The following is a 24,540-nucleotide window of genomic DNA, read 5'->3' on the forward strand; positions in this document are numbered from 1 at the left end:
CGAAGAAATAATTAGGCGATATGTGCGACATCAAGACAAACAAGAGAAGGAAGAAGCCGAGCGTCAATTACAATTGAACGTTGATTAATGAATAAGCCCCCTTATAGGGGGCCAATCAAAGCCACCTTCTATGAAGGTGGATTTTTACTGAGTCAGACTTTTGCATTAATTGAGTGCTGCAATCAAGTTAAGATCTGGTCCAAGCTGCCGATAAGCTAACTAATACCGCCCAAGACAAATATCTATTGCAAACCGATATTGGGCTAAATTGATATAGAGAATTTGTTATGTTTCGATTTGTATTCTTTATTATTGTTAGTAGCTTATCTTTAGCAAGCTATGCTAAAACAGATGTAAAAGCGTACTTAGATACACGAGCTGTTGATATTTATAGTCAAGAGCAGTTGATTGATATGATCCGCGATAAATCTTATCTCACTCGAGTGAGAGGAGATGAATGTCAATTAGTACAAGATATTGAGGCTCGTGCAGAAGTATTAAAGCAGCCTCTATATCAATACCTTTGGGCTGAAATGCTAAATTATGGCATCTGTGTGCCAGCAAATCCGCCAAGGGGAATATCATTACTTCGTGATGCCGCCGAACAAGGCAGCGCCGAAGCTATGGTCAGGATTGCCGAGTATTATCATGATGGTAAGTTTGTGATCCAAGATAAACAGCGGGCAGTGCAATACACATTACCCGCGGCAGCCAGTGGCGACCAACCTGCACGTATCATGTTGGTTAGACTGTTTGGCGAAGGCTACGGTAGCCCTAGAGACTATGTGTTGGGTTATCATTGGCTATACAATGATGTATTTAGTGATGAGGCGACCAAGCAGGAAGCCATTAAATTATTGAAGGTGCTAGAAGCAAAAATGCCCCCCAGTGCGGTTACTCGGGCAAAGCAGGAGCATCTGAGATCCCAGTAATTGCCCGAAACTCAATGGTGAGCAAGCGGGCTGACATTTTGGATATTGAATGATCAAAGATCCGCATATTAAGCGTGAACAAGAGAAGTACGACAACCCCATTCCCAGTCGTGAGTATATCTTAGATTACTTACGTTCAGAGACATCACCCCTCAATCGAGAAAAAATCGCTGATGCACTTAAGATCAGTGGCGAAGAGCAGCTAGAAGCCTTGCGTCGTCGCCTACGTGCTATGGAGCGCGATGGTCAGTTAGTGTTTACTCGCGGCCAAGCCTATGGCTTACCCGAACGAATGGATCTGCTTAGCGGCACCATTATCGGCCATCGAGACGGTTTTGGATTTCTAAAACTCGACGAAGGTGGCGACGATCTCTATATTCATAACCGTGATATGGCGATGTATTTTCACGGTGATAAGGTGCTGGCACAGAAAGCCGGTGTCGATCGCAAAGGGCGCCGCGAAGCCCGTATCGTGCGGTTAACCCATGAACGAAGTGCAGCTTTAGTCGGCCGTTTCCATGTCGACTCTGGCATGGCGTTTGTGATCGCCGATGATCGCCGTATTACCCAAGAGATCTTGGTGCCTAATGAAGACCGAAACGGTGCCCGCCAAGGTGATGTCGTAGTGGTGGAGTTAACTCGTCGCCCTGGACGTCACATTAAGGCCGCCGGCAAAGTCACCGAGGTGTTAGGTAAAGAGATGGCACCAGGTATGGAGATTGAAATTGCCCTGCGTAACTATGATCTTCCCCATACTTGGTCGAGCGTGATTGAGAAGAAGCTGCGTAAAATTCCCGATGAAGTCACTGAGGAAGATAAGCAAGGCCGAGTCGATCTACGTAACTTACCTTTAGTCACTATCGATGGTGAAGATGCCCGAGATTTTGATGATGCCGTGTATGCCGAGAAGAAGAAAAGCGGTGGCTGGCGTCTGTGGGTTGCGATTGCCGATGTGAGCCATTATGTGCGTACCGAGTCGGCACTGGATACCGAAGCGCGTGCTCGCGGTAACTCGGTGTATTTCCCATCGCAAGTGATCCCCATGTTGCCAGAGAAACTCTCTAATGGCTTGTGTTCACTTAATCCCGGCGTCGATAGACTCTGCATGGTTGCCGAGATGACCATTTCGGCGGCGGGTAAACTGTCTGGTTATAAGTTTTATTCGGCGGTGATGCATTCACATGCGCGCTTAACCTATACCCAAGTGGCAGCGATGCTCGAAGGTGGTGAGGTTAGCGATGGGCTCAAAGATATCTTCCCGCACCTACAGACATTGCAGTCCTTGTATCTGACGTTAGATGAAACCCGTGCTCAGCGCGGCGCGATAGCCTTCGAGACTACCGAGACACAGTTTATCTTCAATGCCAATCGTAAGATTGACCGCATCGAACCTAGAACACGTAATCAGGCTCATAAGATCATCGAAGAATGTATGATCATGGCTAACGTGGCCTCGGCTAAGTTTGTGCAAAAGCATAAAGGGGAAGTGTTGTACCGTGTGCACGAAGCGCCGTCGGAGCAGAAGCTAACCAATTTTAAGGACTTCCTCAAAGAGCGTGGCCTAAGCATGAGTGGTGGTTTAGAGCCAACGCCAGCAGATTATCAAGGTATCATGGAGCAGATTGCCGATAGACCCGACGCCGAACTGATCCAGGTGATGTTGCTGCGCTCGATGAGACAAGCCACTTACACCCCAGATAATGAAGGTCATTTTGGTTTGGCACTGGAGCAGTATGCGCACTTTACCTCGCCAATTCGTCGATATCCTGATCTGATTTTGCATCGCGTTATACGTTATTTACTGGCCAAAGAACGTGGTGAAGCGAAAGAGAAATGGACACCTGATGGTGGCTATCATTATCAAATTGAAGAATTAGACTTGCTCGGTGAAGAGTGTTCGACAACTGAACGTCGTGCCGATGAAGCAACCCGTGATGTTAGCGACTGGCTTAAATGTGAGTTTATGCAAGATCATGTTGGCGACACCTTTGAAGCTGTGATTGCATCGGTGACCCATTTCGGTTTATTCGTGCGCTTAAACGAGTTGTTTATCGACGGCTTAGTACATATCTCTAGCCTTGGTGGCGACTATTATCATTACGATAATATGCGTCAACGTTTGGTGGGTGAAGCCAGCGGTCAGGTATATCAAATTGGTGATCCAGTGACTGTGAAAGTAGCTGGAGTTAACCTCGATGACCGTCAAATTGATTTAATGATGGTGGGCAATGATGCAGGCTCGACTAAACGTGGCAAGAGTAGTAGCCGCCGAGCGGCTAGTAGCGATAAAAAGCCGCTATCGGCTAGAGAGCGAGTGAATCTTGAAGGGGCTAAGCTAGCTAAAAAGCCTGCCGGTAAAGATGGCGCTAAGAAACCACGTCGAGGCTCATCGGCTAAGAGCACTGCGGCCAATAAAGCGGGTAAACCTGTTGGCGCTAAAGCTAAATCTTCGTCGGCTAAAGCGGGTGCTAAAAAGCGTAAGTCGACTAAACGTAAATCTAAGTGATTAAAACGTCGATAACGCGATTAAACCAGATTAATAAAGACAGTGTTGACTGTTTAATGTGAGATAGAGATAAATGAAAAAACAAGATATCACCTTCGGAATTCATGCGCTGGAGTCAGTACTTAAACACAGCCCCGAACGTGTGATTGAGATGTGGGTGCTTCAAGGTCGTGACGACCAACGCCTGATCCCTTTGCTAGAGATCGCTGCTCAATATGGCGTTGCGATTCAAAAGACCTCACGTAAAGCTTTGGATGAAAAAGCAGGTAGCAGTCAACATCAAGGCGTTTTAGCCCGAGTCAAACCGGTTAAACAACTTAATGACAATGACTTACTCGCCTTGGTTGAGAAAATCGAAGTTCCGTTTCTGTTGATTCTCGATGGGGTTACCGATCCGCATAACTTAGGCGCTTGTCTGCGTAATGCCGATGCCGCTGGCGTACATGGTGTGATTGTGCCTCGTGATAATTCGGCAGGCCTAACTCCAACTGTAAGCAAGGTGGCCTGCGGCGCAGCCGAAGTGGTGCCTCTGTTTCAAGTGACTAACTTGGCGCGAACCATGAAGGCACTGCAAGAAAAGGGTATTTGGATCATCGGTGCTGCCGGTGAAGCCGAACACGATCTTTATAAAGCTGATCTCAAAGGGTCTATCGCCATTGCCATGGGCGCAGAAGATAAAGGATTACGCCGCTTAACCCGTGAAAGCTGTGATTCATTGGCATCAATCCCTATGTCGGGTTCGGTTTCGAGCCTCAACGTTTCGGTGGCTACCGGTATCTGTCTGTTTGAGGCGGTTCGCCAAAGAATTGGATAATCGCGAATTCGATAATTGAATTTTGAGTCGATGTGATGGCTCAAGGTTGATGAATGCCGATGAGGGAGACTTCATCGGCATTTTTGTATCTGTCGTTTGACGATGTGGTCGTTTAGTGACGTGGTTTTAGCGTTAACCGTCGCTGTTGTTTATAGCCTGCGGCTCGCTTATGTGCAGATACATCTGCTACACGCCGACTCTTTATTTCAAAGAGAGTCGTCTCTGGAGGCTCGACTATAGCATCTGACCTACATGGATGTAGGGAATGCCAAAAAATGTAGGGAACATTTTTGGCCCTGCCATCGACGTCCGCAGCTGTATCTACACCCGGTTATTTCATCTCTTCGATTGAACGGTATCGGAATTTTCTATGCGTCTGGTTAAAGTGCATTTGTTCTTGCCGTGGATCTTGCAGCGTTAACCTTCATTGTTATCTATCGCCTGCCCGGCGGGGGAAGTGCAAGCACTCTTTTGGCACGGTGAATGAAGCGTAGCTTCGAGCCCACGAACGAGAGGAATTGATGCCGCCGAGAGCCAAAAAGCGTGCTTACACCCGAATCTAAACGTCTCTTCGATTTAACGGTATAGGGTTACTGCTATTGATAAGATTAAAGTGAATTAGCACTCGGAGTTGATCCTGCAGGAATCTCTATTGTTGCAAGTGTACCTATCTATAGAGTAGATAAAAGTTATTCCTAGATATCTGGTAGTAATCCATACATTTTCTCTGACTTTCTATTTTGATGTATTCACTTGTGTAGTGGTATTTAGTTCTTAGGTGAGTTCCGAATGGCATCTGGATATCTTCATCGTATTTAGTACCCACACAATTGCGATAGTAATCGTAAAATGAATCAGGAATGGGAATATAGATAATTTTGCCTGAATCCAAATACGTCAAATCGAAGAGATAAATAACCCGGTGTAGGTGCGGCTGAGGCCTTCGATTTCAGGGATGAAATCGTAAAGCGCCCAGTGACGGGTTTACAGCGAGCCTCAGCAGTACCTGCACATGAGCCCACCGCAGGTGATAAATACACCAAGAAGCCATGGTTCAAAGCACACTTTCAAATTTCAATTAGGCTGGAAGCAAAGACCATTGAAGCAGCCATTCATCTACCAGATCAGCATTGAAACCTTGTGCTATTCAAGGTGAACTCACCTTACTGGAAGGTATAGAGCAAATTAAATGTCGATATGGTATCGGTTTTCTTTGAACCTTCAGGTACCACATCTGTGTACTTGATGTTGACGCCAATTTTAAAAGCCCAGTCTTGGAATAGGGTGTTCTTGTAACCCATGTCTAAGGTGAAGGTGTTGGTGACTTGGCCAAGCTCTGAAGTGAAGTCGGCATTAAAGCTAGTGTATTCGTGGATCTTTTGTTCAAACTTGGCGGCGGTACGCAAGATGATTTCGCGATCTGGGTCAGGAAACGGTTCGGTATCGGATTCTTGCGGTAGGTTATAACGATAACCTGGGCCGATTTCTAAACTGAGTTTGGTGCGGTCGGTGCTGACGGCGTCGAAACCATAACCGGTCGATACGGTGGCGATGCGAGTATAACTACCAAAGCGATCGCTGGTGAATTCACCACGGGCAAAAATATAGCCGCTGTACAACTTGTAGCTGGACTGAACCTGTGCATCATATTTTTCAGAGGTGGTTTTTTCTGAGTCGGCGGCGTAATAGCCTTTAAATACGCCTTCTTGTCTGAATTGCTTGGTGTCGTACACCAGCTTAGTGCGGCCGTTAAAGCTACTGGAGTCAGTGTTACCCGTATTGATTTGCAGCCCGGCTTCAATTTCGGCCGAGAAGTCACTGGGCGGTTCTTGATAGTCTGGGGGGACCAAAGCCCATGCGCCGGAAGAGAGGCTGAGAGTGACAAAAAAAAGCAGTGTTCTTAGCATTATTTTTATTCTTAAAGAGTCTAATTGTTTAGCGCTTTTATAACAGCGGCTAATCATACCTTTTCAGGCTGCGATGGGCAAAAGCAATTGCCAAAGATATCGCTTGAGTTTCGACCTTGCCCCATGTATCATTCCGCGGCTTAATTCAGTCATTTTATTTAGTTCCTTGCCTCTATTTGGTTTGACTGAGCCAACAACGAGGCTAGATAACCGTAAGGAGCAAAAAATGCGTCATTATGAAATCGTATTTTTAGTTCACCCTGATCAGAGTGAACAAGTGCCAGGTATGATCGAGCGTTACACGGGTATTCTTACCCAAGCAGGCGGTCAAATCCACCGTTTAGAAGACTGGGGCCGTCGTCAACTGGCTTACCCAATCATCGAATTGCATAAAGCTCACTATGTTCTTATGAACGTAGAAGCGACTGCAGAATCGGTTGAAGAGCTAGAAACAGCTTTCCGTTTCAACGACGCTGTTCTTCGTAGCATGGTTATGCGCACTAAAGGTGCCATCACTGAAGCTTCTCCAATGGCTAAAGCGAAAGACGAGCGTGATTCACGTCGTTCTAGCGAAGATCGTCCAGTTGCTGAAGCATCTGCCGATGAGTCTGAAGAAGCCGCTGAAAACGCAGCTGAGTAAGTTTTTCTGTGACCACCAATCACTTGGTGTTATCTGGAACCATAACGCGTTCTAGAAGCTTTAAAAGCCCAGCAGGTATTGCACATTGTGTGATTATGTTGGAACACAAATCGCAGGTTTATGAAGCGGAAATGCTCCGAAACGTATACTGCCAAATGCAAGTGGTGTTGAGTGGACAACGCTTTGAAAGCATAACAGACAAACTGAAAACCGGTGTGGATATCCAGGTACAAGGCTTTATCGCGCTACAACAAGGGCGCAATGGTCAAAACCGATTGGTATTACACGCTGAAAATGTCGAATTGAAAACTTAGGAGACTGTCACATGGCACGTTATTTCCGTCGTCGCAAGTTCTGCCGTTTCACTGCAGAAGGCGTTACAGAGATCGATTACAAAGATATCGCTACTCTAAAGAACTACATCACTGAAAGTGGTAAAATTGTTCCTAGCCGTATCACTGGTACAAACGCTAAATATCAACGTCAACTAGCTCGCGCTATCAAGCGTGCTCGTTATCTTTCTCTACTGCCGTACACTGATTTACATCAGTAATACCGCATTAATTTAGAGGAATATAAAATGAACGTTATTTTACTTGATAAAATCGCTAACCTAGGCAACTTGGGTGACCAAGTTTCTGTAAAAGCGGGTTACGCACGTAACTTCCTTTTACCACAAGGTAAAGCTGTTGTTGCTAATGCTGCTAACATCGAAGTTTTTGAAGCACGTCGTGCTGAACTAGAAGCTAAGTTAGCTGCTGATCTAGCTGCTGCAAACGAGCGCGCTGAGAAAATCAACGCTCTTGAAACTGTTGTTATCGCTTCTAAAGCGGGCGACGAAGGCAAGTTATTCGGTTCAATCGGTAACCGTGACATTGCTGATGCAGTAACTGCTGCAGGTGTTGAACTAGCTAAGAGCGAAGTTCGTCTACCACTTGGCGCTATCCGCGTTGCTGGTGAGTACGAAATCGACGTACAAGTTCACACTGAAGTTAAAGCTGTTGTTAAGTTATCTGTTGTTGCAGAAGCTTAATTCCTAGCTAAAAAGCTTTAAAGAAAACACCGCGCTAAGCAATTAGTGCGGTGTTTTTTTATGGCCTACTTCTAGGTTACGGGATTTTAAGAAGCGGCCTGAAGCGATTTAGCTACAGCTTTTACAGATAAAAAAACACCGTGCGAATCAATCAGCACGGTGTCTTAATCAATCGCTTCGAGGGGAGAGACTCGAAGCGGTTGTACTCACTTTATTTAAAACTTCACACTTGCACTAAATTCAACATAACGTGGCGTTTGATAACCAGTGATAGTGCCGTAATCAGGGTTTGCCATCCCTTCATCACCGCTCTCAAAGGTTTCAATTTGACGCGTAGTTGCGCTTGAGTTAAGTACGTTGTAAACGTTTGCTTTTAGCACTACATCTAAATCAGACACTTCCATAGTGTAAGAGGCTGATAGGTCTAAACGGTAGACCCAATCGGTACGACCGGCAGAGCCGCGAGGATTAAAGCTGTACGAACCATCGCTGTTGAGCGTGTAGTAGGTATCACCATAATCTGGACGGTTAACTGGGTGACCAATACCGAATTTGTTTAGTGGGCGACCAGACTCTACAGATAGGTTCGCGCCGACAGTCAGCGAATCGGTTATTGCATAGGCACCAAATAATTTGAACATATGACGACGATCGTTGGGTAGGTAACCATCAGCACCATCCATTAGCTCAGGGAAGTCAAAGTCTTGGGTTAGACCAGCATCGCCTTGAGCGTTATCAGACTTAACTAGACCTTCAGTGTTACCGTAGCTTTGTGACCAAGTGTATGTCGCGCTCATGCTCCAATCGTCAGTCCATGCACGGTTTAAGGTTAGGTCGACAGCGTTATAGGTACGTTCAGCAGAAGGATAGCCAAGTTCATTACCTGGAATCGTTTCAACACTATCTACAGCGCCATCACAGTCAGTATCTAACTTAACTGTCATGTCTTCCCCTGGGTTACCTAGCACATATCCGCCACCACCTGGGTGAGCACAACCGTATTTAGCTTCGGTCCAATGGCTGATAGTCATATCATCGATAGCACCGTTCAGTTTACGCTGAGTCCCCTTGATACCCCATGACCATGTATCGTCGATCATCGCTTGGTAGCCGATGATGATTTCATCTTGGTACATTGGGTCTAACTCTTGGTCGACGATACCTGAAGTATCAGGTACTGTGCCATCGGCTAACGATAGGTCACCGCCAATTTGCGCACCTAAGTCCGGCGTAGGAACAATTGTGCCATTGATATCTTGGTCAATTGTACCGTTGAGAGCGTAGTAACGGTATGCATCAAATTCGTTACCCGCAAGACGTACGTTAGTGTTACTCGCTACGGGCAGGAAGTATCGACCTACGTTAGCAAACAGTTTAGATTCTCCGTCACCATTGATATCCCAAGACACACCCATACGTGGTGCAATCATGTCGTCAATTTTAACGAAACTTTCGCCTTCCGAGTTCATGTTATCAAATGAATCCCAGCGAAGACCTAGAGATAGTGTGACAGTATCGGTTACAGCCCAAGTATCTTCTAGATAAATTGCTTGTGAATTTACCTCAAAATCACCACCTACAGTACGTTCACGTGAACGTGCATATTGAGTCACACCAGCAGGTACTGTTGCGCCGTTAGCCAGTACTGTGCCTGGAGCCGTATCGTAGTAAAACCAGTAAACTCCACCAGGACCAGAGTAGAATTGGTTACTGTGTGAAGTATTCACTTCTTGGTCGTAACCAAATTTCAGGGTGTGGTCTTCAGCGACTAACCATTCGAAATCGGCACGGAATTCTTTACGCTTATCGTTACCTTCTTCTTGAAAGTAGTCGGCAGCAGAAGCACAACCACGTGAAACCTGTGGGGCACTAGCACGTAAATCGTAAATTAAGTTACAGTCACCAGCAATGTTACTTGAAGAGGTTAAGTTATATTCATTTACCCCATATAGTACACGAGCACTGAAAGTATCAGTGAATTGACCGGTATAGGTGAATACATAGTTATCACCACCACTCTTACTCACACTCTTAGAGGTTTCCATACCCACTTCTTTATTCAAGAAGTCATATTCATAGTTGGTGTAGTTATTGTCGTTTTTATCTGAGAAACCTAAGAATTCTAAGGTGTGGTTATCAGTGATGTTCCAATCAAGTTTTAAGCCCCAGAATGGATTATCAGATTCAACATCTGAGAACGCAGTGGCATGAGAGTATGCGTATTCTTGTTTGGTGCTACGAGGTTGGTACATAGCATAGAAGAACAGCTTGTCTTTAATTAATGGACCTGAAGCGTATACATTCCCTTCGATTTTGTCGTAAGCGTCTGCGCCATTATAGGTGTAAATATCACCCGCAGGGTTATAGCTGTCAGGTGACGTCGAAGACAGTGCATCTGGACGATAGCGAACGTTACCGCCAAACTCCCAGTTGTTTGAACCACTCTTAGTTACCGCGTTAACCACACCGCCTGTAGAACGACCAAACTCAGCACCATAACCACCAGTTTTCACTTCGAACTGCTCATAGAAGTCAAAAGGAACGTTTGAGAAACCTAGACCATTACGGAAGTTAGTTACGTTTAGACCGTTAATGTAGAAGGCGTTCTCTGCAACGGATGCGCCACCGAATGAGGCAAAGTTACCGAAACGACCATCACCACGGGTAGTCCCCGGAGCCAGTAGTGCAACACTGGTAATATCTTTAGGTAGTGGTAGGCGTTCGATTTCAGTTTGGCTGATCACTAGGGCTGCTTCTGAAGAGGTGGTGTCGATAGACGCGATGCGTGAAGAACCCACAACCGCTAATCTTTCCATACCCACTTGGTGAAGCTCGGTAGTAATGTTTGAGCTGCTACCAATGGTGACAGGGATGTTTTCAACTACCTTGTCATCATAACCGTCAGCGGCAATCGTTAGTGTATATTGGCCAATAGGTAAGCGAGGAATACGATATTTCCCGTTGCCATCTGATTCAATAGTTCTAACTAGACCTGTGTCTTGGTTTTTAATAGTAATTTTTGCTCCAAGAACAGGAGCGCTGGTACCCGATGTAACTGTGCCCTGAATCGCGCCGTCAGTATTACTTGCTGCTAATACCTGTGGGGCGACCATGCTCAGACTTGAAACGACTGCAATAGCAAGCAAAGAACGCTTGAATGTTGAGTGTGTCATCAATCTTTCCTTAAGGAGTTTTTGTAAGATTATTGTTATTTAATTGTACTTAAAGCGTAACTATTGTTATACGATTGTTAAATGTATTTCAATGGTTGTAACATTAATCTTTGCGGGATTTTTTAACTGGGGGAAAAAGTCTGGCGTCAAAGCCGCATGGTTGTTGGATTTTTCTAAGATAAAAAAAACGACATAAGAAGAAAATTCTTATGCCGTTGATACCATAAATAAAAGCGTTTGATTAATTTCTAACCAAGTCTAGTTCTTGAATTAAATTATCTGCATGATCGACTTCATCCATCATCCACAGGATATATCTAAAATCGACGTGAACCGCACGAGTGATGGTGGGGTTGAAGAACCAGTCTTTAGTAATCGCTTCATAGGTGGAGTCGAAATTAAGCCCGACTAAGTCGCCGTTACCATTGAATACCGGTGAGCCTGAGTTACCGCCAGTGGTATCGACACTCGATAGGAAGTTCACCGGTACCGAACCAAATTGTTCAGGCTTATCTAAGCAAGAAAACAGGCGACATAACCAAGAGGCTGGATCTGGATACACAGTATCCACTTTGTGGCTGCCGTAGCGCTTGGCATTTATTGCATCTAGTAGCTTCTGTGGAGAGTTAAATGGCTCTACACCTGTGTCTTTAGCAACGATGCCTTCTAAGCGAGTAAATGGCTGTTTATATAGGGCATCTTTCGATTGATAGCCATCGACCATACCGTAAGTGATACGCAGTGTGCCGTTAGCATCTGGATACACAGGCCAGCCATTCGCCTTGTTATAGGCGATGATGGCTTGCATATAATCGGGGCGCGATTGAGATAACTTACCGGCCAAGATTTTATTGGCTTTTTCATCGGTCATGTTGGTGTCATATAGGGCAACAGCAAGGCGAATGAAAGGGTCAGCGCTGGTTTCGAAAGCCTCCACATCGGCATCCATCCATGCTAGGCGTTTAGCCTGATCGGTCAGTGATGTTAATGAGTAGAAACCTTCAAGTTTATCGCTCAATGACACTTGTTGATCTTGGCTGCTGAGGATGTCATCTAGTACGGCAACACGGTTATCTTGGGCAAGATAGGCTTGTAAATCTTGTTGCCATAGGGTTTTGTCGACACTCACTGCAAAGCTTGAATCGATACGCTTAAGGCGAGCCTTAAACATATTCATGTCACGTTGCTGATAGCCTTCTTCACGTTCGGTATCAGGCTTGGTTTTTTCTTTAGCGAGACGATAAAGCTGCTTGGCTGCGCCAAGGAGATCGCTCGACTGGGCATTATTGAAGTAATAGCCTTTTTGCTGTGCGTTACGCTGTTCGATCAGCAGAGCTTCAAGCTGGTCGACTTTGCTCTGATAGCTTTGATATTGGCTATCGGCGGCTAACCATTTTTTGAACTCATCTTCTCGAGCCTGCTTAATACCCGCAATATCGGTGGCTTTAAAACCATCGAGTAAGCCATTGTATTTCTTCATGCGGTTAGCCATAGAGGCTAATGTCCCCGCATATTTAATCTTTATTGCTGCGTCGCTATCGCCCATGGCTTCGATGGTATCGATGCGCAGTTGATAACGCTCAGCCAGAGTCGGGTAGAGCCAGTCACTGGCAAACTTAAGTTCACTGGTTAGGCGATAGCGGCTGGTTGAACCTGGGTAACCCGCAACAAAGACACCGTCGCCCGCTTTAACGCCATCGGCATTAATTTTTAAATAGCTCTTTGGCTTAAAGGGAACGTTGTCTGGCGAGTAGGCCGCTGGCTTACCATCTTTGCCAACATAGGCGCGAAGGAAAGTGAAGTCACCTGAGTGGCGTGGGTATTCATAGTTATCGATATCGCCACCGAAAGCGCCCACACTTTTAGCTGGTGCATAGACTAGACGCACATCACGGATCATTAACTGTTTGATCAGGTAATATTCGAGACCATTATGGAAGCTACGTACCGAGCAACGATAGTTATCATCGCTTTCACACTCTTTGATCAATGCCTTGCGATTGGCCTGAATAGTGTCATAACGCTCAAGCGGGTCATCACTTAGGCCGCTTTTCACTTTGTCACTGACGTCGGTAACGGCTTCGGTAATATAGAGGCGCTCGTTCGGCCCGGCAGAAGGTTCATCGGCTTGTGTTTTGGCAAGGAACCCATCAGCGATATAGTTATGTTGTTGATTGCTGTTATATTGGATAGCTCGATAAGCACAGTGGTGATTAGTCACAACTAAGCCTTGGGGTGATACGAAACTGGCGGTACAATAGCCGAGGCCGACCACGGCGTTCATTGGATATTGAGTCAGATCGGAAAGTTGTTTTGCTGGAATTTGAATACCGCGTTCGCTTAGCTTGTCGGCGATCGACGGCATCTGATATGGTTGCCATTGCCCTTCATCGGCAATTGCTACACCCGATGACAGCATTAAGGCTGCGACCAATGCTTTGCGCATGTTTCTTCCTTAATTATTATATGTATTTTATGGACTCTCAGGCAGAGATAACCTGTTTGAGCTTTGCTTGAGCTCGGGTTTATATCATATTTTGCCCAATTGTTGGAAATTTGGAGATTTAATGGCACAGAAAGGTGGTTTTCAGGCGAAAAAGAAGCCAAGAGATATACAGCTCGATGCATTGAAGATGCCGCCGCATTCGATCGAGGCTGAACAGTCTGTGCTGGGTGGCTTGATGCTTGACTCCGACGCTTGGGATAAAGTGGCTGAAGCTGTGGTAAAAGAGGACTTTTATTCTCGTTCCCATAAGATGATCTTCACCGCGATGGAATCTCTCGTCGCCGCGGGGCAGCCAATCGATTTGATCACAGTATCTGAGCAATTAGAACTCGAAGACAGTCTTGAAGATGCGGGTGGTTTTGCCTATTTAGGTGAGATTGCCAAAAACACCCCGAGTGCGGGTAACATTCTCTCTTACGCTTCAATCGTACGTGAACGTGCGGTCGTGCGGGAGATGATTAAAGTGGCTAACGAGATAGCCGATGCGGGTTTTAATCCTGAAGGGCGCAATTCCGGCGAGCTGTTGGACTTAGCTGAAAGCAAAGTATTTAAAATTGCCGAGCAGCGTGCCAATGCCAATGAAGGCCCCGAAGGCATAAAAACCATCCTGGAAAAAACCGTCGATAAGATTGAAGAGCTGTATAACAATCCTCATAACGGTGTCACAGGGGTGTCCAGTGGTTTTAACGACCTCGATAAGATGACGGCTGGCTTCCAGTCTGGCGATTTAATTATTGTTGCTGCGCGTCCATCTATGGGTAAAACCACATTTGCGATGAACCTGTGTGAACAGGCTGCGCTCAATGAAGATAAACCTGTGCTGATTTTCAGTTTAGAGATGCCGTCAGAACAGATCATGATGCGTATGTTGGCCTCGCTCGGTCGAGTTGACCAAACTAAGATCCGTACCGGTCAGCTTGACGATGACGATTGGGCGCGAGTCTCTTCGACCATGGGTATCATGCTCGAACAGGGTAAGATGTATATTGATGATGGCTCAGGGTTAACTCCTACCGAAGTGCGTAGCCGTGCACGCCGTATTGCGCGTGAATATGGTGGCCTGTCGATGATTATGATCGATTACCTTCAGTTGATGCAGGTACCAGCCCTGTCTGATAACCGTACTCTGGAAATTGCCGAGATTTCACGTTCGCTTAAGGCTCTGGCGAAAGAACTAGAGATCCCCGTCATTGCGCTTTCACAGCTTAACCGCTCGCTAGAGCAACGCGCCGATAAACGTCCAGTTAACTCGGATCTGCGTGAATCGGGTTCTATCGAGCAGGATGCGGATTTGATCATGTTCATTTATCGTGATGAGGTTTATCACGATGATTCTGAGCACAAAGGCACCGCCGAGATTATTATTGGTAAACAGCGTAACGGCCCTATTGGGCGGGTACGTTTGGTGTTCCAGGGGCAGTATTCTCGTTTTGACAACTACGCCGGTCCTCAATTTGAAGAGGAATAAGCCCGTAAGATAAGGGATGAGTTGTTCAGTGGTATACCAATCGCAGTCAAATGTTGCGGGTTAAAATCATTAAGACGCTGTTGAGATTCATTTAGCCTGTAACCATGACTGCCAGTCGTGCTCTCAGTGACAGCTATTGGGTCAACGTAAAGTACTTATCAGTTTGTTGGTATTAATTTCATCGTTCGGTTTTTATTAAGGTTATTGTTTGAAACCCTTTCCTAGAGCAGAGATCAGCGGTGATGCACTGCTATCCAACCTAAAGCGATTACGTGAGCTGGCTCCTCAGAGTAAGGTGATGGCGGTTGTTAAAGCCAATGGCTATGGTCATGGCTTACTCAATGTTGCCAATTGCCTTACTAGTGCCGATGGCTTCGGTTTAGCGCGTTTAGAAGAAGCCTTAGAGCTAAGAGCGGGCGGCGTGACCACTAAGCTGCTGCTACTTGAAGGCTTTTTTAGGCAGAATGACCTCAATACCTTGGTGGAGCATGATATCGATACTGTAGTGCATCACGAGTTTCAAATCGAGATGCTCGAAACGGCGCAGTTAACTAAACCTGTTACGGTATGGATGAAAATCGACTCGGGCATGCACCGGCTCGGTTTTAGCTTAGCGCAGTTTAATGCCACCTATGAACGCTTATTAGCCTGCCCACAAGTGGCCAAACCGATCCACCTGATGACGCATTTTGCCTGCGCCGATGAGCCAGATAATCCAGCGACTTTGCGTCAAGCGGAGCGTTTCAATCTGCTCACTCAAGATCTACCTGGTGAACGAACCTTAGCCAATTCGGCAGCAGCGCTCTATTGGCAGCAGACCCAAGCCGATTGGATCCGTCCGGGCATCGCCTTATATGGTGTCTCACCTGTGGTAGGGGATTTAGGCCGTAATCATGGTCTGATCCCAGCGATGGAACTCGTGTCACAACTGATAGCAGTAAGAGAGCATAAAGCGGGCGATCCCGTCGGCTATGGCAGTTATTGGCATGCTAAGCAAGATACTAAATTGGGTGTGGTTGCCATCGGTTATGGTGATGGCTATCCGCGTAACGCACCAGAGGGCACGCCTGTGTGGGTAAACGGTCGCTTGGTGCCGATTGTTGGCCGCGTCTCTATGGATATGCTCACCGTTGACTTAGGCGCCGATGCAAATGATGTTGTGGGTGATGATGCGTTGCTGTGGGGACAAGCCCTGCCAGTGGAAGAGGTCGCCGAGCATATAGGTACAATCGCCTATGAGTTGGTGACTAAGCTGACACCTAGAGTTGCCGTCTGTTTTAAATAGCCGTTATTAATCTCTTTAAAGTGTGCCCTGTGCATTTTACTCTGAGCCGTGTAAAATGCGCGGCCATGCTTACGGTGTTAGATTGATTTAGAGTTGAGTTTGTTAGTGCTATTTTACAACCTGCAAGATTAACCCCTGTTCATGACTAATCTATGCTCAAAGCTAATCTAAGTTTAAGGCTAATCTAGGCTGCTAATATTTAGGATCACGCTTTACTATGCCGTTAACCCATATTTCAGAGCCGTTAACTACCATGCCAAATACCATTAATCGCACCTTCTCTATTGCGCCAATGCTCGATTGGACCGATCGCCATTACCGTTATTTTGCGCGGCTTATGTCGAGTGAGACACTGCTGTATACCGAGATGGTGACGACTGGCGCGATTATTCATGGTAAGGGGGATTATCTTGCCTATAACCAAGAAGAGCATCCTCTAGCATTACAACTGGGTGGTTCAAATGCCACCGATTTAGCGACCTGTGCCAAGATCGCCGCTGAACGTGGCTACGATGAAGTTAACTTAAATGTCGGTTGTCCTTCAGATAGAGTTCAGAGCGGGCGTTTTGGCGCCTGTCTAATGGCTGAACCACAATTAGTAGCCGAATGTGTCGATGCGATGCGTAGCGTGGTCGATATTCCTGTAACAGTTAAAACCCGTATTGGTATCGATGAACAAGACAGCTATGAGTTCCTCACTCAGTTTATTGATAAAGTTGCCACAGCTGGATGCGATACTTTTATTATTCATGCCCGTAAGGCATGGTTGCAGGGCTTAAGTCCGAAAGAGAACCGTGAGATCCCGGAGCTCGATTATGAGCGGGTTTATCAATTAAAGCGTGATTATCCTAAATTAAGCATTTCAATTAACGGCGGCGTGAAAACGTTAGCCGAGTGTGCCAGTCACCTTGAGCAGTTAGATGGTGTAATGGTAGGTCGAGAGGCTTATCAGAATCCGTATATTTTAGCTCAGGTGGATCAGCTGCTGTGTGGTAGCGACAGACCCGTACTTAGCCGAGATGCTGTTTTAGAGAAAATGATTCCCTATATGGAGAAACACCTTCAGCAAGGTGGCAGACTCAATCATATTACGCGTCATATTACTGGGTTATACCAAGGTGAAGTGGGTTCGCGAGCCTGGCGACGTTATTTGAGCGAAAATGCTCATCGCCAAGGAGCGGGTATTGAAGTGATCCATCAGGCTAGAGAAAGCATGACACTTAAGTAATACCAATCGCAGTAATTATCTGATCATTCTTGCTAGTTAAAATCGCCGATAACCGTGTTGTAAATTTTGTAATTATAATAACTAGTTACTGCAATTTACGCCTTGTTCTCGACAATTTTCCCTGTGCAATATTCTTTTATAAAGCGGGCTGATCACTAAATTTACTTTGATTGGTATTACTTTCTATTTCTGCATTATTTTTTACAAAGCCTTCAGTTACTCTGAAGGCTTTTTTGTCTATTTTTTAATCTTTGACTGCAAAATAGCGAATTTCACCAGCACATGGTGAAACTGGCTATTTTTACATCTAACCCTATCTCAATTAGATACATTTTCTTGTGTGATTTTAAATTAAATCATTTTTAAATCATGTGTTTAATGTATTTTTAATAAAGTTGGCATATCGCTTGTATTGTCTTAGTTGTCTTAATAGAAAAGGAAAGGACGACCTCATGAACAAGCTAACTAAAGTATCACTAATTACCTCATTACTTGTTGGATTAAGTTTTTCTGTTAATGCCAACGATGTTATTCCAACGGACATCAGTGCAACATTGGAACGCAATCTAGCGGCTCAGATGCAAGAGATGATGCAGGTTGCTCAGCAAGAGTTGAGCCTTTCACTGCAAGCTCAATTGTCAGAATCGTTATTTGAGACCATGGAGCAATCAGTTGCAGTTGCTGATAGTGAAGCAGCAGATCAAGAGGTTGTGATCACTAGTGCATTGGTGAAGTAATTATGGTGGCATATTTCATTGAACTAGCTGCGATATTATTGCTACCCGTGTTGAGCTTTGCACTGTGTGCAACCATTATTTGTCATTTGAGATGGCACAAGTCGTTTTAACCCGTGTATGGCTCAACCCCTTTTAGTGCTTTAGGAGAATACAATGAACAGCGATGATGTGATTTCTAGGATTAAACGCCCTACACGCTTGGTGTGCGGTATCGCAGCAATGATGGCCGATAAGTTTGGCTGGTCATGCTTTTGGACTCGAATTGTTTGGGCCGTGGCGGTGATTATGAATCCAGCTATCAGCTTACTGATCTATTTTGCGCTGGCGTTATTGTTGCCAAAATGGGATGCACAACACTAGATGCTCTGCCTCAAACAAAAGCCAGTAGGCAGAGCGCTAAGTTGATGTTTTATCTATTTAAAAAGGCTTGAAATCTGCTCTTGGCTTCATCACTTTGTAATCTAATGGCAAATTCTTTTAGCTCTTTTTGCATCTGTTCCCTGACAAGCTCTACATCATAGTTGATTAGTTTTTTCGTGGCTTGCAGCGCCTCAGGTGGTTGTTTGGCCAGTTTGGTGGCTTGCGCTATGGCATAGTCAAACAGAGTGTCGTTCGGTAAAACTTGATTAACCAGTCCCATCTGCTTGGCATCATCAGCGTTAAAACTATCACCCAGTAATAACAGCTCTGCAGCTTTAGTACGTCCGACTAAACGAGGCAATAATAGGCTGGCTCCAGCTTCAGGTACTAAGGCTAAATCCACAAATGGCAGCTTAAACTTAGCGCTGTTATCGGCATAGACTAAATCGCAATGCAGTAACAGGGTTGTACCAATGCCGACGGCAGCCCCGCTTACTGCTGCGACTAGGGGTTTGTTAATATCGAGTAGGGTAAAGAGAAACTTAAATGCAGGATGTTCTGGCCCTAAGCTACTATTTTTTAAAAAGTCTGCGATATCGTTGCCTGAAGTGAAACAATTGTCTTGTCCTTTGATCACAAAGGCGTTAATTCCGTTGTCTGACTCCCCTTGGATAAGGTATTCTGTAAGCTGAGTGTACATTTCAAGGTTAAGCGCGTTGAGTTTATCTGGACGATTTAAAGTAATGATGCGAACGCCTTGCTTATCCTGAATTTGAATGGTGCTCATTGGTCAATGATCCTTATTTTTGGCCAGTGGGAGTAAATGGAGTTTAAGACATTGAAACACATTTTCAAACATGCGTTTAATTTTGTATTGCTATCATGCACTTCATTCTCTGTCTTGGCAAATGTCATGTTGGTGGATGGTTATGTCAGAGCAATGCCTCCGAGTGTTCCAAATACCGCTGCTTATTTCACTTTGATGAATCACGGCGCGGCAATCAAACTGGTGGCTGTGGAAACCCCTATTGCCGCGGAAGCTCAACTGCATACATTGGTTGAAGAAGATGGCGTGGTTAAGATGAGACAACAGCCAAATTTTGCTATTGCCGAGCATGGCAATCTAAACTTAGCTCCTTCTGGTGATCACATTATGTTGCTTGGACTTAAGCAACCATTGAATATTGGTGATCAAGTTGATTTAACATTAACTTTTGATGATGGCAGTCAACAGCTGATAAAGCTGAGGGTTCGTAAGCAAGACATGGCTCAGCAAGAGGGTGACATGCAACATCACCACCATCATTAATGGAGTATTAAGATGCAGATAACCTGGAAAAAAGGCGCATTAGTTGCCACGGTTTTAATTTTGATTGGCTATTTTATCAGTGTTTGGTGGAGCGTTGAGCCTGACGAGCTATCACCGCAACAGCTGCAAAATAGTGAAGGCCATAAAGTCGTGGGATACGCGACAACCACATCGCTAATTCTAACGGTTGAAACCCTGCTAGATAAAAATGGTGGTTGGCTGTCCAATGATGTCATGCCGCCTTCGCTATTTATGGATAATATGCCAGCGTTTGAGTTTGGCGCTATTGAGCAAGTTCGCGACTTAGCACTGATTATGCGTAAAGAGTTCAGTCGCTCTCAGTCACAATCGACAGCCGATGCTGATCTACTAGCGGCACATTCAAAGCTGAATATCGAACATACTAGTTGGCTAGTGCCAAGCGCTGAGAGTGAATATCGTGACGCAGTGAAGTTACTCAAACTGTATCGCGCAAGAATTGCCGACCCGAATAATCCTGATGCGCAGTTTTATGCCCGTGCCGATAATCTCAATGAGTGGCTAAAAGAGATTCAAAAGCGTTTAGGTAGTATGTCGCAGCATTTATCTGCGAGTGTAGGTCAGGAGCGGTTAAATACCGATCTTGCTGGTGAAACTGAGGCAAGTCAGTCGACACCAACGCAGACGAGTAACCTGATTAAGACCAACTGGTGGAAAATTGATGATGTCTTTTATGAAACTCGAGGTGCGACTTGGGCATTATTGAATTTCATGAAGGCGATTGAAGTCGACTTTGCCGATGTGTTGAAGAAGAAAAACGCTGAGGTAAGCCTACAACAAATTATTCGTGAATTAGAGCAAACTCAGCAACCGGTATGGAGCCCTATGGTGCTCAATGGTTCTGGATTTGGCATCTTGGCTAATCATTCTTTGGTGATGGCGAATTATATTTCCCGCGCAAATGCTGCGGTGATTGATCTAACTAACTTATTGACTCAAGGTTAAATTATGAAAAAGACACTACTTGTATGTGCAATTCTGGGTTCTTTGGCTGCCACTTCTGCTAATGCAGCAACCCTTGTTGGTTTTAAAGTAGGTGGTGATTATTGGCAAGCCGATACCAGTGGTACTTTTGCTGAAAAGGGCCAAACTCAGCAAGATTTTGATTATGATTCATCTTGGCAAGGTAGCTTATGGGTAGCGGTTGAGCATCCCATTCCATTTGTTCCAAATCTAAAAATTCGCGAAAATAGTTTAGATGTGGACGGTAAGGCGACGTTAACCGGTGATTGGACATTCAATAACAACACCTTTACTTCAGGCGATATTACTTCTTCAGTTAACCTGAGTAATACCGATTTTGTCTTATATTATGAGATCCTGGATAACGATCTGGTTGCCCTGGATGTTGGTGCTGCTTATAAAATGATGCATGGTTCATACAGTGTTGCCGATTCGGGTCATCCAGAAGAACGTGATATCAGTAAAGGCATTGTGATGGCTTCAGCTAATGCTGAAGTTGGCGTGCCAGGTCTAGGTTTATATGGTTTTGCCGATGTGATGCTAGGTATTGATGAAACCAGCGTATATGACTATTCAGTGGGCTTAGGTTGGATGTTTGATGGTATTGCATTAGATACTAAAGTTCGCGTTGGTTACCGTGACTTTACGTTCGACGTTAATGGTTTCGACCGTATCACCGCTAACAACCAATTTAAAGGCGCATTCGCCGGTGTTGAAATAGTGTTCTAATACCAATCAAAGTAAATTAGTGATCAGCCCGCTTTATAAAAGAATAGGCACAGGAAAAATTGTCGAGAACAAGGCGTAAATTACAGTAACTATTTATTAAAATTACAAAATTTACAACACGGTTATCGGCGATTTTAACTAGTAAGAATGATCAGATAATTACTGCGATTGGTATAATACCTGAGTTGATTTGAACTCAATAAAAAAACCGCCAATAGGCGGTTTTTTATTGCTCATTTTTTATTGTATCAATGAGGTATTATTCGCTGGCAACTGGCTCAGTTAGGCCGTTGTTGATTGCGATAACATCATCCTCATTCAAGGTACCTGCAGCTTGCTTAAGTGCCAGAATAGAGTTGATGTAACCATAGCGCGCATTCGAAAGCTGACGCTTAGAATCATAAAGGTCACGAGTACGGTTAAGCACGTCTACGATAGTACGAGTACCCACTTCGAAACCCGCTTGAGTAGCTTTTAATGCACTTTCAGATGAGATCACTGATTGCTCGTATGCACGAATCGAACTGATTGAAGCACCGACATTGTTAAAGTTGTTACGCACGTTTTTAACGACTTGACGGTAGGTTTGTTCCATTTTTTCACTGGCTTCAACATACTGATATTGAGCTTGGTTCACTTTAGAACTGACTTTGAAACCTTCAAAAATAGGGATGCTCAATGTCAGACCTACGTTGGCGTTATCATAATCGTCCAGAGAACCGGTCTCATCTTCTTGCTCTAGGTTAGTGGTATAACCTGCATTCAAGTTTAATGAAGGCATGTGACCCGCTTTGTAAAGCGAAATAGTTTTCTTGGCGATATCAGTACCGATACGAGTGGTCATTAGGTCGACACTGTTGGTTTCGGCCATTTTTAACCATTCGTTAGGTTGTGCTGGTGACGGTTCAACAGCGGTAAAGCGAGTGGTATCGAGTACATCGATAGATGAATGCTCAAGTCCGGTGATTTCACGCAGGGCTTCATAACTGTTAGTCAGTTGGTTTTCTGCCAAGATTTCAGATGCACGAGCCAAATCGTATTGGGCTTGAGCTTCATGAACATCGGTGATGGCCGTAAGACCAACGGCAAAGCGTTGTTTTGTTTGCTCTAGTTGACGCTCAATAGCGCGTTTTTCAGCACCCTGAAATTCGTAGTTATCTTTAGCCGATAACACATCGAAATAAGCGCTGGTTACTCGAATGATTAAAGATTGTAAGCTAGATGCGTAGGCTGCATCGGCTTGTGAAGCGGCCAGCTCGGCTAAGTCGAGCCCAACCCATGCACTGTGGTCATAAATGACTTGGTTGAGCGAAACCCCAGCATTTAATCCCATGTTGTATTTATCGTCTTCAACGTTTGACCAACTTTTACCGTAACCGACGCTGGCGCTGATAGTTGGTAAAAGAGGAGCACGATTTTCTTCAATCTGCTCATATAGGCGGTCACGTTGAGATTGAGCCTGTAGCGCAACAGGATCACTTGTGAGAGCTTGTTGGTATATCTGTAATAGATCGTCGGCGTGAACGGCAGAAGTTGCTGCCGAAAGAGTCAAGGCTGCACACAAGGTGCGAATCTTAAATTTCATTACCTGTCCTTTTTGAGACATATATACCCCTTATTAGGAGTTAATAACGTTAAGTGATGCTTTACTTCGTTATTTTGAGTAAAGCGGTCTGCGCTTCCCGACGCTTCCCGATACATCTAAACTTATAGAGTTAAGATATTAAGAAATTAACCAATTTTAAGTCAACTCCGAAGTGTAACAGTTTTTGATTTTATGTCTGCAAATTTTCCATTATCACATGCTATATTGGTTTGTTTAGGCGGCCTGCGGAGATCTCACTGAGAAAGATTATGAGCCAAAAATTTACTCGCAATGACATCGAAATGCTTAGTCAGCAGACTGTATATCAAGGTTTTTTTCGATTAGATGAATATCGGTTTAAACATCGATTATTTGCTGGTGGCTGGAGCGAAGTGATCACTCGCGAGGTATTTGAGCGTGGTCATGCCGTGGTGGTGCTGCCTTATGATCCGCTGGAAGACAAAGTCGTGCTGATTGAACAGATCCGAATTCCCATCGTCGCCGTAACAGATAAACCATGGTTAATGGAACTTGTGGCCGGCATGATTGACAAAGATGAGACCAGTGAACAAGTGGCTCGTCGAGAACTGCAAGAAGAAGCCGGTTTAGATGCCGTTAAATTAAATTATATTAGCAACTATTTTTCCAGCCCGGGTGGCACCAGCGAACGTTTCGACTTTTTCTGGGCTCAAGTCGATACCCGTAAAGCTTCTGGCATTCATGGCTTGAGTGATGAAGGCGAAGATATTAAGGTACACGTAATTTCGAGGGCGGAGGCTTATCAAGCTGTGTGTGATGGTAAAATTAATAACGCATCAACTGTGATTGGTTTGCAGTGGCTGCAACTCAACTATACGAAGTTAAGAGCGGCAGAGTGAGTGTATCTTTGAATAAACGGCGTCATAGCTATCAAGTGGATGTTAGCCGCTTCCTTGCATTATGTGGTCGTAACTATGTCCATATTCTGCGTTGGCTGCCGATTACCTGCGTAGAGGGGGAGTGCTGGCAGGTTGAAGGTGATTTTGGCTGTTTAGATGTAAAACTGTTAGAAAACACTCAATATACGCAGTTAATCGAAATTTCACGTTCCATAGGACTACCGCAATTAGTTGATACTCCTAAAGTTGTAGTGCGGGTTTATCATGATGCTAAATTGGCAGAAGTGTTAACTAGTCGACAGATTTATCGCTTGCGGGCGGTATATGATTATCCAAATGTGCGTATGTACCACCGAGATGAAAAGTATCAGGTAAATGCTTTTCTTGAAGAGTTACTAAAGATTGACAACCACACGCGGATTATTTGTCAGTCAGAATCTTAGGATTG

At 44.9% G+C, this 24,540-nt stretch carries 22 protein-coding genes and 1 pseudogene; 18 read left to right on the plus strand and 5 right to left on the minus strand.

The window, feature by feature from the left end; genetic code table 11:
- From L1D21_RS11005 to rlmB, 4 genes and pseudogenes are all read left to right on the plus strand, one after another.
- A pseudogene (locus L1D21_RS11005) lies at positions 1-88 on the plus strand (IS200/IS605 family transposase); the annotation flags it as partial.
- Positions 89-287: 199 nt separating this feature from the next.
- On the plus strand, positions 288-932 hold the full coding sequence (locus tag L1D21_RS11010; protein WP_239845301.1) for a flagellar protein MotX: 645 nt from the start codon (positions 288-290) through the stop codon (positions 930-932).
- A gap of 49 nt (positions 933-981) precedes the next feature.
- Entirely contained in the window at positions 982-3,438 is a 2,457-nt protein-coding gene (gene rnr, locus L1D21_RS11015) for a ribonuclease R (protein ID WP_239845302.1), read from the plus strand.
- Positions 3,439-3,511: 73 nt separating this feature from the next.
- On the plus strand, positions 3,512-4,252 hold the full coding sequence (rlmB, locus tag L1D21_RS11020; protein WP_239845303.1) for a 23S rRNA (guanosine(2251)-2'-O)-methyltransferase RlmB: 741 nt from the start codon (positions 3,512-3,514) through the stop codon (positions 4,250-4,252).
- Positions 4,253-5,415: 1,163 nt separating this feature from the next.
- Here rlmB and L1D21_RS11025 read toward each other — a convergent pair.
- Complete coding sequence (locus L1D21_RS11025) at positions 5,416-6,159, minus strand: DUF481 domain-containing protein (RefSeq protein WP_239845304.1); 744 nt, start codon at positions 6,157-6,159, stop codon at positions 5,416-5,418.
- 226 nt (positions 6,160-6,385) lie between these two features.
- Here L1D21_RS11025 and rpsF point away from each other — a divergent pair, with 226 nt between their 5' ends.
- From rpsF to rplI, 4 genes are read left to right on the plus strand one after another with little or no spacing between them, the layout of a single operon-like run.
- Positions 6,386-6,799 (plus strand): 30S ribosomal protein S6, encoded by a 414-nt coding sequence (rpsF, locus tag L1D21_RS11030; protein WP_239845305.1) that lies wholly within the window; start codon positions 6,386-6,388, stop codon positions 6,797-6,799.
- A gap of 8 nt (positions 6,800-6,807) precedes the next feature.
- Positions 6,808-7,113, plus strand: coding sequence for a primosomal replication protein N (gene priB, locus L1D21_RS11035; protein ID WP_239845306.1), 306 nt, complete (start codon positions 6,808-6,810; stop codon positions 7,111-7,113).
- A gap of 11 nt (positions 7,114-7,124) precedes the next feature.
- On the plus strand, positions 7,125-7,352 hold the full coding sequence (gene rpsR / locus L1D21_RS11040; RefSeq protein ID WP_011867078.1) for a 30S ribosomal protein S18: 228 nt from the start codon (positions 7,125-7,127) through the stop codon (positions 7,350-7,352).
- A gap of 27 nt (positions 7,353-7,379) precedes the next feature.
- The gene (gene rplI / locus L1D21_RS11045; protein ID WP_239845307.1) at positions 7,380-7,832 is read left to right on the plus strand and encodes a 50S ribosomal protein L9; all 453 of its coding nucleotides are present in this window, start codon (positions 7,380-7,382) and stop codon (positions 7,830-7,832) included.
- A 215-nt stretch (positions 7,833-8,047) separates the two neighbouring features.
- Here the strand turns inward: rplI and L1D21_RS11050 are convergent, their stop codons facing one another.
- Entirely contained in the window at positions 8,048-11,005 is a 2,958-nt protein-coding gene (locus tag L1D21_RS11050; protein WP_239845308.1) for a TonB-dependent receptor, read from the minus strand.
- A gap of 241 nt (positions 11,006-11,246) precedes the next feature.
- The gene (locus L1D21_RS11055; protein ID WP_239845309.1) at positions 11,247-13,451 is read right to left on the minus strand and encodes a S46 family peptidase; all 2,205 of its coding nucleotides are present in this window, start codon (positions 13,449-13,451) and stop codon (positions 11,247-11,249) included.
- Between the two features lie 121 nt (positions 13,452-13,572).
- Here L1D21_RS11055 and dnaB point away from each other — a divergent pair, with 121 nt between their 5' ends.
- From dnaB to L1D21_RS11080, 5 genes are all read left to right on the plus strand, one after another.
- Positions 13,573-14,979, plus strand: coding sequence for a replicative DNA helicase (gene dnaB, locus L1D21_RS11060; RefSeq protein ID WP_239845310.1), 1,407 nt, complete (start codon positions 13,573-13,575; stop codon positions 14,977-14,979).
- Positions 14,980-15,187: 208 nt separating this feature from the next.
- Positions 15,188-16,264: an alanine racemase gene (gene alr, locus L1D21_RS11065; protein WP_239845311.1), complete on the plus strand. Its 1,077-nt coding sequence runs from the start codon at positions 15,188-15,190 to the stop codon at positions 16,262-16,264.
- 217 nt (positions 16,265-16,481) lie between these two features.
- Positions 16,482-17,492, plus strand: a complete 1,011-nt coding sequence (dusA, locus tag L1D21_RS11070; RefSeq protein WP_239845312.1) for a tRNA dihydrouridine(20/20a) synthase DusA — start codon at positions 16,482-16,484, stop codon at positions 17,490-17,492.
- A gap of 452 nt (positions 17,493-17,944) precedes the next feature.
- Positions 17,945-18,229, plus strand: coding sequence for a hypothetical protein (locus L1D21_RS11075; RefSeq protein WP_239845313.1), 285 nt, complete (start codon positions 17,945-17,947; stop codon positions 18,227-18,229).
- 153 nt (positions 18,230-18,382) lie between these two features.
- A complete protein-coding gene (locus L1D21_RS11080) occupies positions 18,383-18,589 on the plus strand; it encodes a PspC domain-containing protein (RefSeq protein WP_239845314.1) in 207 nt (68 codons plus the stop codon).
- A gap of 49 nt (positions 18,590-18,638) precedes the next feature.
- On the opposite strand, the gene L1D21_RS11085 is transcribed toward L1D21_RS11080, so the two are convergent.
- Positions 18,639-19,376, minus strand: coding sequence for an enoyl-CoA hydratase (locus L1D21_RS11085; protein WP_239845315.1), 738 nt, complete (start codon positions 19,374-19,376; stop codon positions 18,639-18,641).
- 36 nt (positions 19,377-19,412) lie between these two features.
- Here L1D21_RS11085 and L1D21_RS11090 point away from each other — a divergent pair, with 36 nt between their 5' ends.
- From L1D21_RS11090 to L1D21_RS11100, 3 genes are read left to right on the plus strand one after another with little or no spacing between them, the layout of a single operon-like run.
- On the plus strand, positions 19,413-19,898 hold the full coding sequence (locus L1D21_RS11090) for a copper chaperone PCu(A)C (RefSeq protein WP_239845316.1): 486 nt from the start codon (positions 19,413-19,415) through the stop codon (positions 19,896-19,898).
- Between the two features lie 12 nt (positions 19,899-19,910).
- Positions 19,911-20,882, plus strand: a complete 972-nt coding sequence (locus L1D21_RS11095; protein WP_239845317.1) for a DUF2333 family protein — start codon at positions 19,911-19,913, stop codon at positions 20,880-20,882.
- A 3-nt stretch (positions 20,883-20,885) separates the two neighbouring features.
- A complete protein-coding gene (locus L1D21_RS11100) occupies positions 20,886-21,629 on the plus strand; it encodes a TIGR04219 family outer membrane beta-barrel protein (protein ID WP_239845318.1) in 744 nt (247 codons plus the stop codon).
- A gap of 259 nt (positions 21,630-21,888) precedes the next feature.
- Here L1D21_RS11100 and tolC read toward each other — a convergent pair whose 3' ends face one another.
- A complete protein-coding gene (gene tolC, locus L1D21_RS11105) occupies positions 21,889-23,214 on the minus strand; it encodes an outer membrane channel protein TolC (protein WP_239845319.1) in 1,326 nt (441 codons plus the stop codon).
- A 269-nt stretch (positions 23,215-23,483) separates the two neighbouring features.
- On the opposite strand from tolC, the gene nudF reads away from it, so the two are divergent.
- Both nudF and L1D21_RS11115 read left to right on the plus strand, forming a co-directional pair.
- Positions 23,484-24,092, plus strand: a complete 609-nt coding sequence (gene nudF, locus L1D21_RS11110) for an ADP-ribose diphosphatase (RefSeq protein ID WP_239845320.1) — start codon at positions 23,484-23,486, stop codon at positions 24,090-24,092.
- Entirely contained in the window at positions 24,089-24,535 is a 447-nt protein-coding gene (locus L1D21_RS11115; RefSeq protein WP_239845321.1) for a DUF1249 domain-containing protein, read from the plus strand. The genes nudF and L1D21_RS11115 overlap by 4 nt, the downstream gene beginning before the upstream one ends.
- Positions 24,536-24,540 lie beyond the last annotated feature (5 nt).

Source organism: Shewanella sp. Isolate11 (genome assembly GCF_022398315.1).
GTDB lineage: Bacteria > Pseudomonadota > Gammaproteobacteria > Enterobacterales > Shewanellaceae > Shewanella.

Bases quoted from the DNA above. Each gene is read 5' to 3' on its own strand.
- L1D21_RS11100 (WP_239845318.1), top strand. From the start codon at position 20,886: ATGAAAAAGACACTACTTGTATGTGCAATTCTGGGTTCTTTGGCTGCC.
- L1D21_RS11090 (WP_239845316.1), top strand. From the start codon at position 19,413: ATGGAGTTTAAGACATTGAAACACATTTTCAAACATGCGTTTAATTTT.
- L1D21_RS11075 (WP_239845313.1), top strand. From the start codon at position 17,945: ATGAACAAGCTAACTAAAGTATCACTAATTACCTCATTACTTGTTGGA.
- dusA (WP_239845312.1), top strand. From the start codon at position 16,482: ATGCCGTTAACCCATATTTCAGAGCCGTTAACTACCATGCCAAATACC.
- L1D21_RS11095 (WP_239845317.1), top strand. From the start codon at position 19,911: ATGCAGATAACCTGGAAAAAAGGCGCATTAGTTGCCACGGTTTTAATT.
- L1D21_RS11050 (WP_239845308.1), bottom strand. From the start codon at position 11,005: ATGACACACTCAACATTCAAGCGTTCTTTGCTTGCTATTGCAGTCGTT.
- rpsF (WP_239845305.1), top strand. From the start codon at position 6,386: ATGCGTCATTATGAAATCGTATTTTTAGTTCACCCTGATCAGAGTGAA.
- L1D21_RS11085 (WP_239845315.1), bottom strand. From the start codon at position 19,376: ATGAGCACCATTCAAATTCAGGATAAGCAAGGCGTTCGCATCATTACT.
- L1D21_RS11055 (WP_239845309.1), bottom strand. From the start codon at position 13,451: ATGCGCAAAGCATTGGTCGCAGCCTTAATGCTGTCATCGGGTGTAGCA.
- L1D21_RS11010 (WP_239845301.1), top strand. From the start codon at position 288: ATGTTTCGATTTGTATTCTTTATTATTGTTAGTAGCTTATCTTTAGCA.
- rpsR (WP_011867078.1), top strand. From the start codon at position 7,125: ATGGCACGTTATTTCCGTCGTCGCAAGTTCTGCCGTTTCACTGCAGAA.
- L1D21_RS11080 (WP_239845314.1), top strand. From the start codon at position 18,383: ATGAACAGCGATGATGTGATTTCTAGGATTAAACGCCCTACACGCTTG.
- L1D21_RS11025 (WP_239845304.1), bottom strand. From the start codon at position 6,159: ATGCTAAGAACACTGCTTTTTTTTGTCACTCTCAGCCTCTCTTCCGGC.
- tolC (WP_239845319.1), bottom strand. From the start codon at position 23,214: ATGAAATTTAAGATTCGCACCTTGTGTGCAGCCTTGACTCTTTCGGCA.
- nudF (WP_239845320.1), top strand. From the start codon at position 23,484: ATGAGCCAAAAATTTACTCGCAATGACATCGAAATGCTTAGTCAGCAG.
- rnr (WP_239845302.1), top strand. From the start codon at position 982: ATGATCAAAGATCCGCATATTAAGCGTGAACAAGAGAAGTACGACAAC.
- rlmB (WP_239845303.1), top strand. From the start codon at position 3,512: ATGAAAAAACAAGATATCACCTTCGGAATTCATGCGCTGGAGTCAGTA.
- dnaB (WP_239845310.1), top strand. From the start codon at position 13,573: ATGGCACAGAAAGGTGGTTTTCAGGCGAAAAAGAAGCCAAGAGATATA.
- rplI (WP_239845307.1), top strand. From the start codon at position 7,380: ATGAACGTTATTTTACTTGATAAAATCGCTAACCTAGGCAACTTGGGT.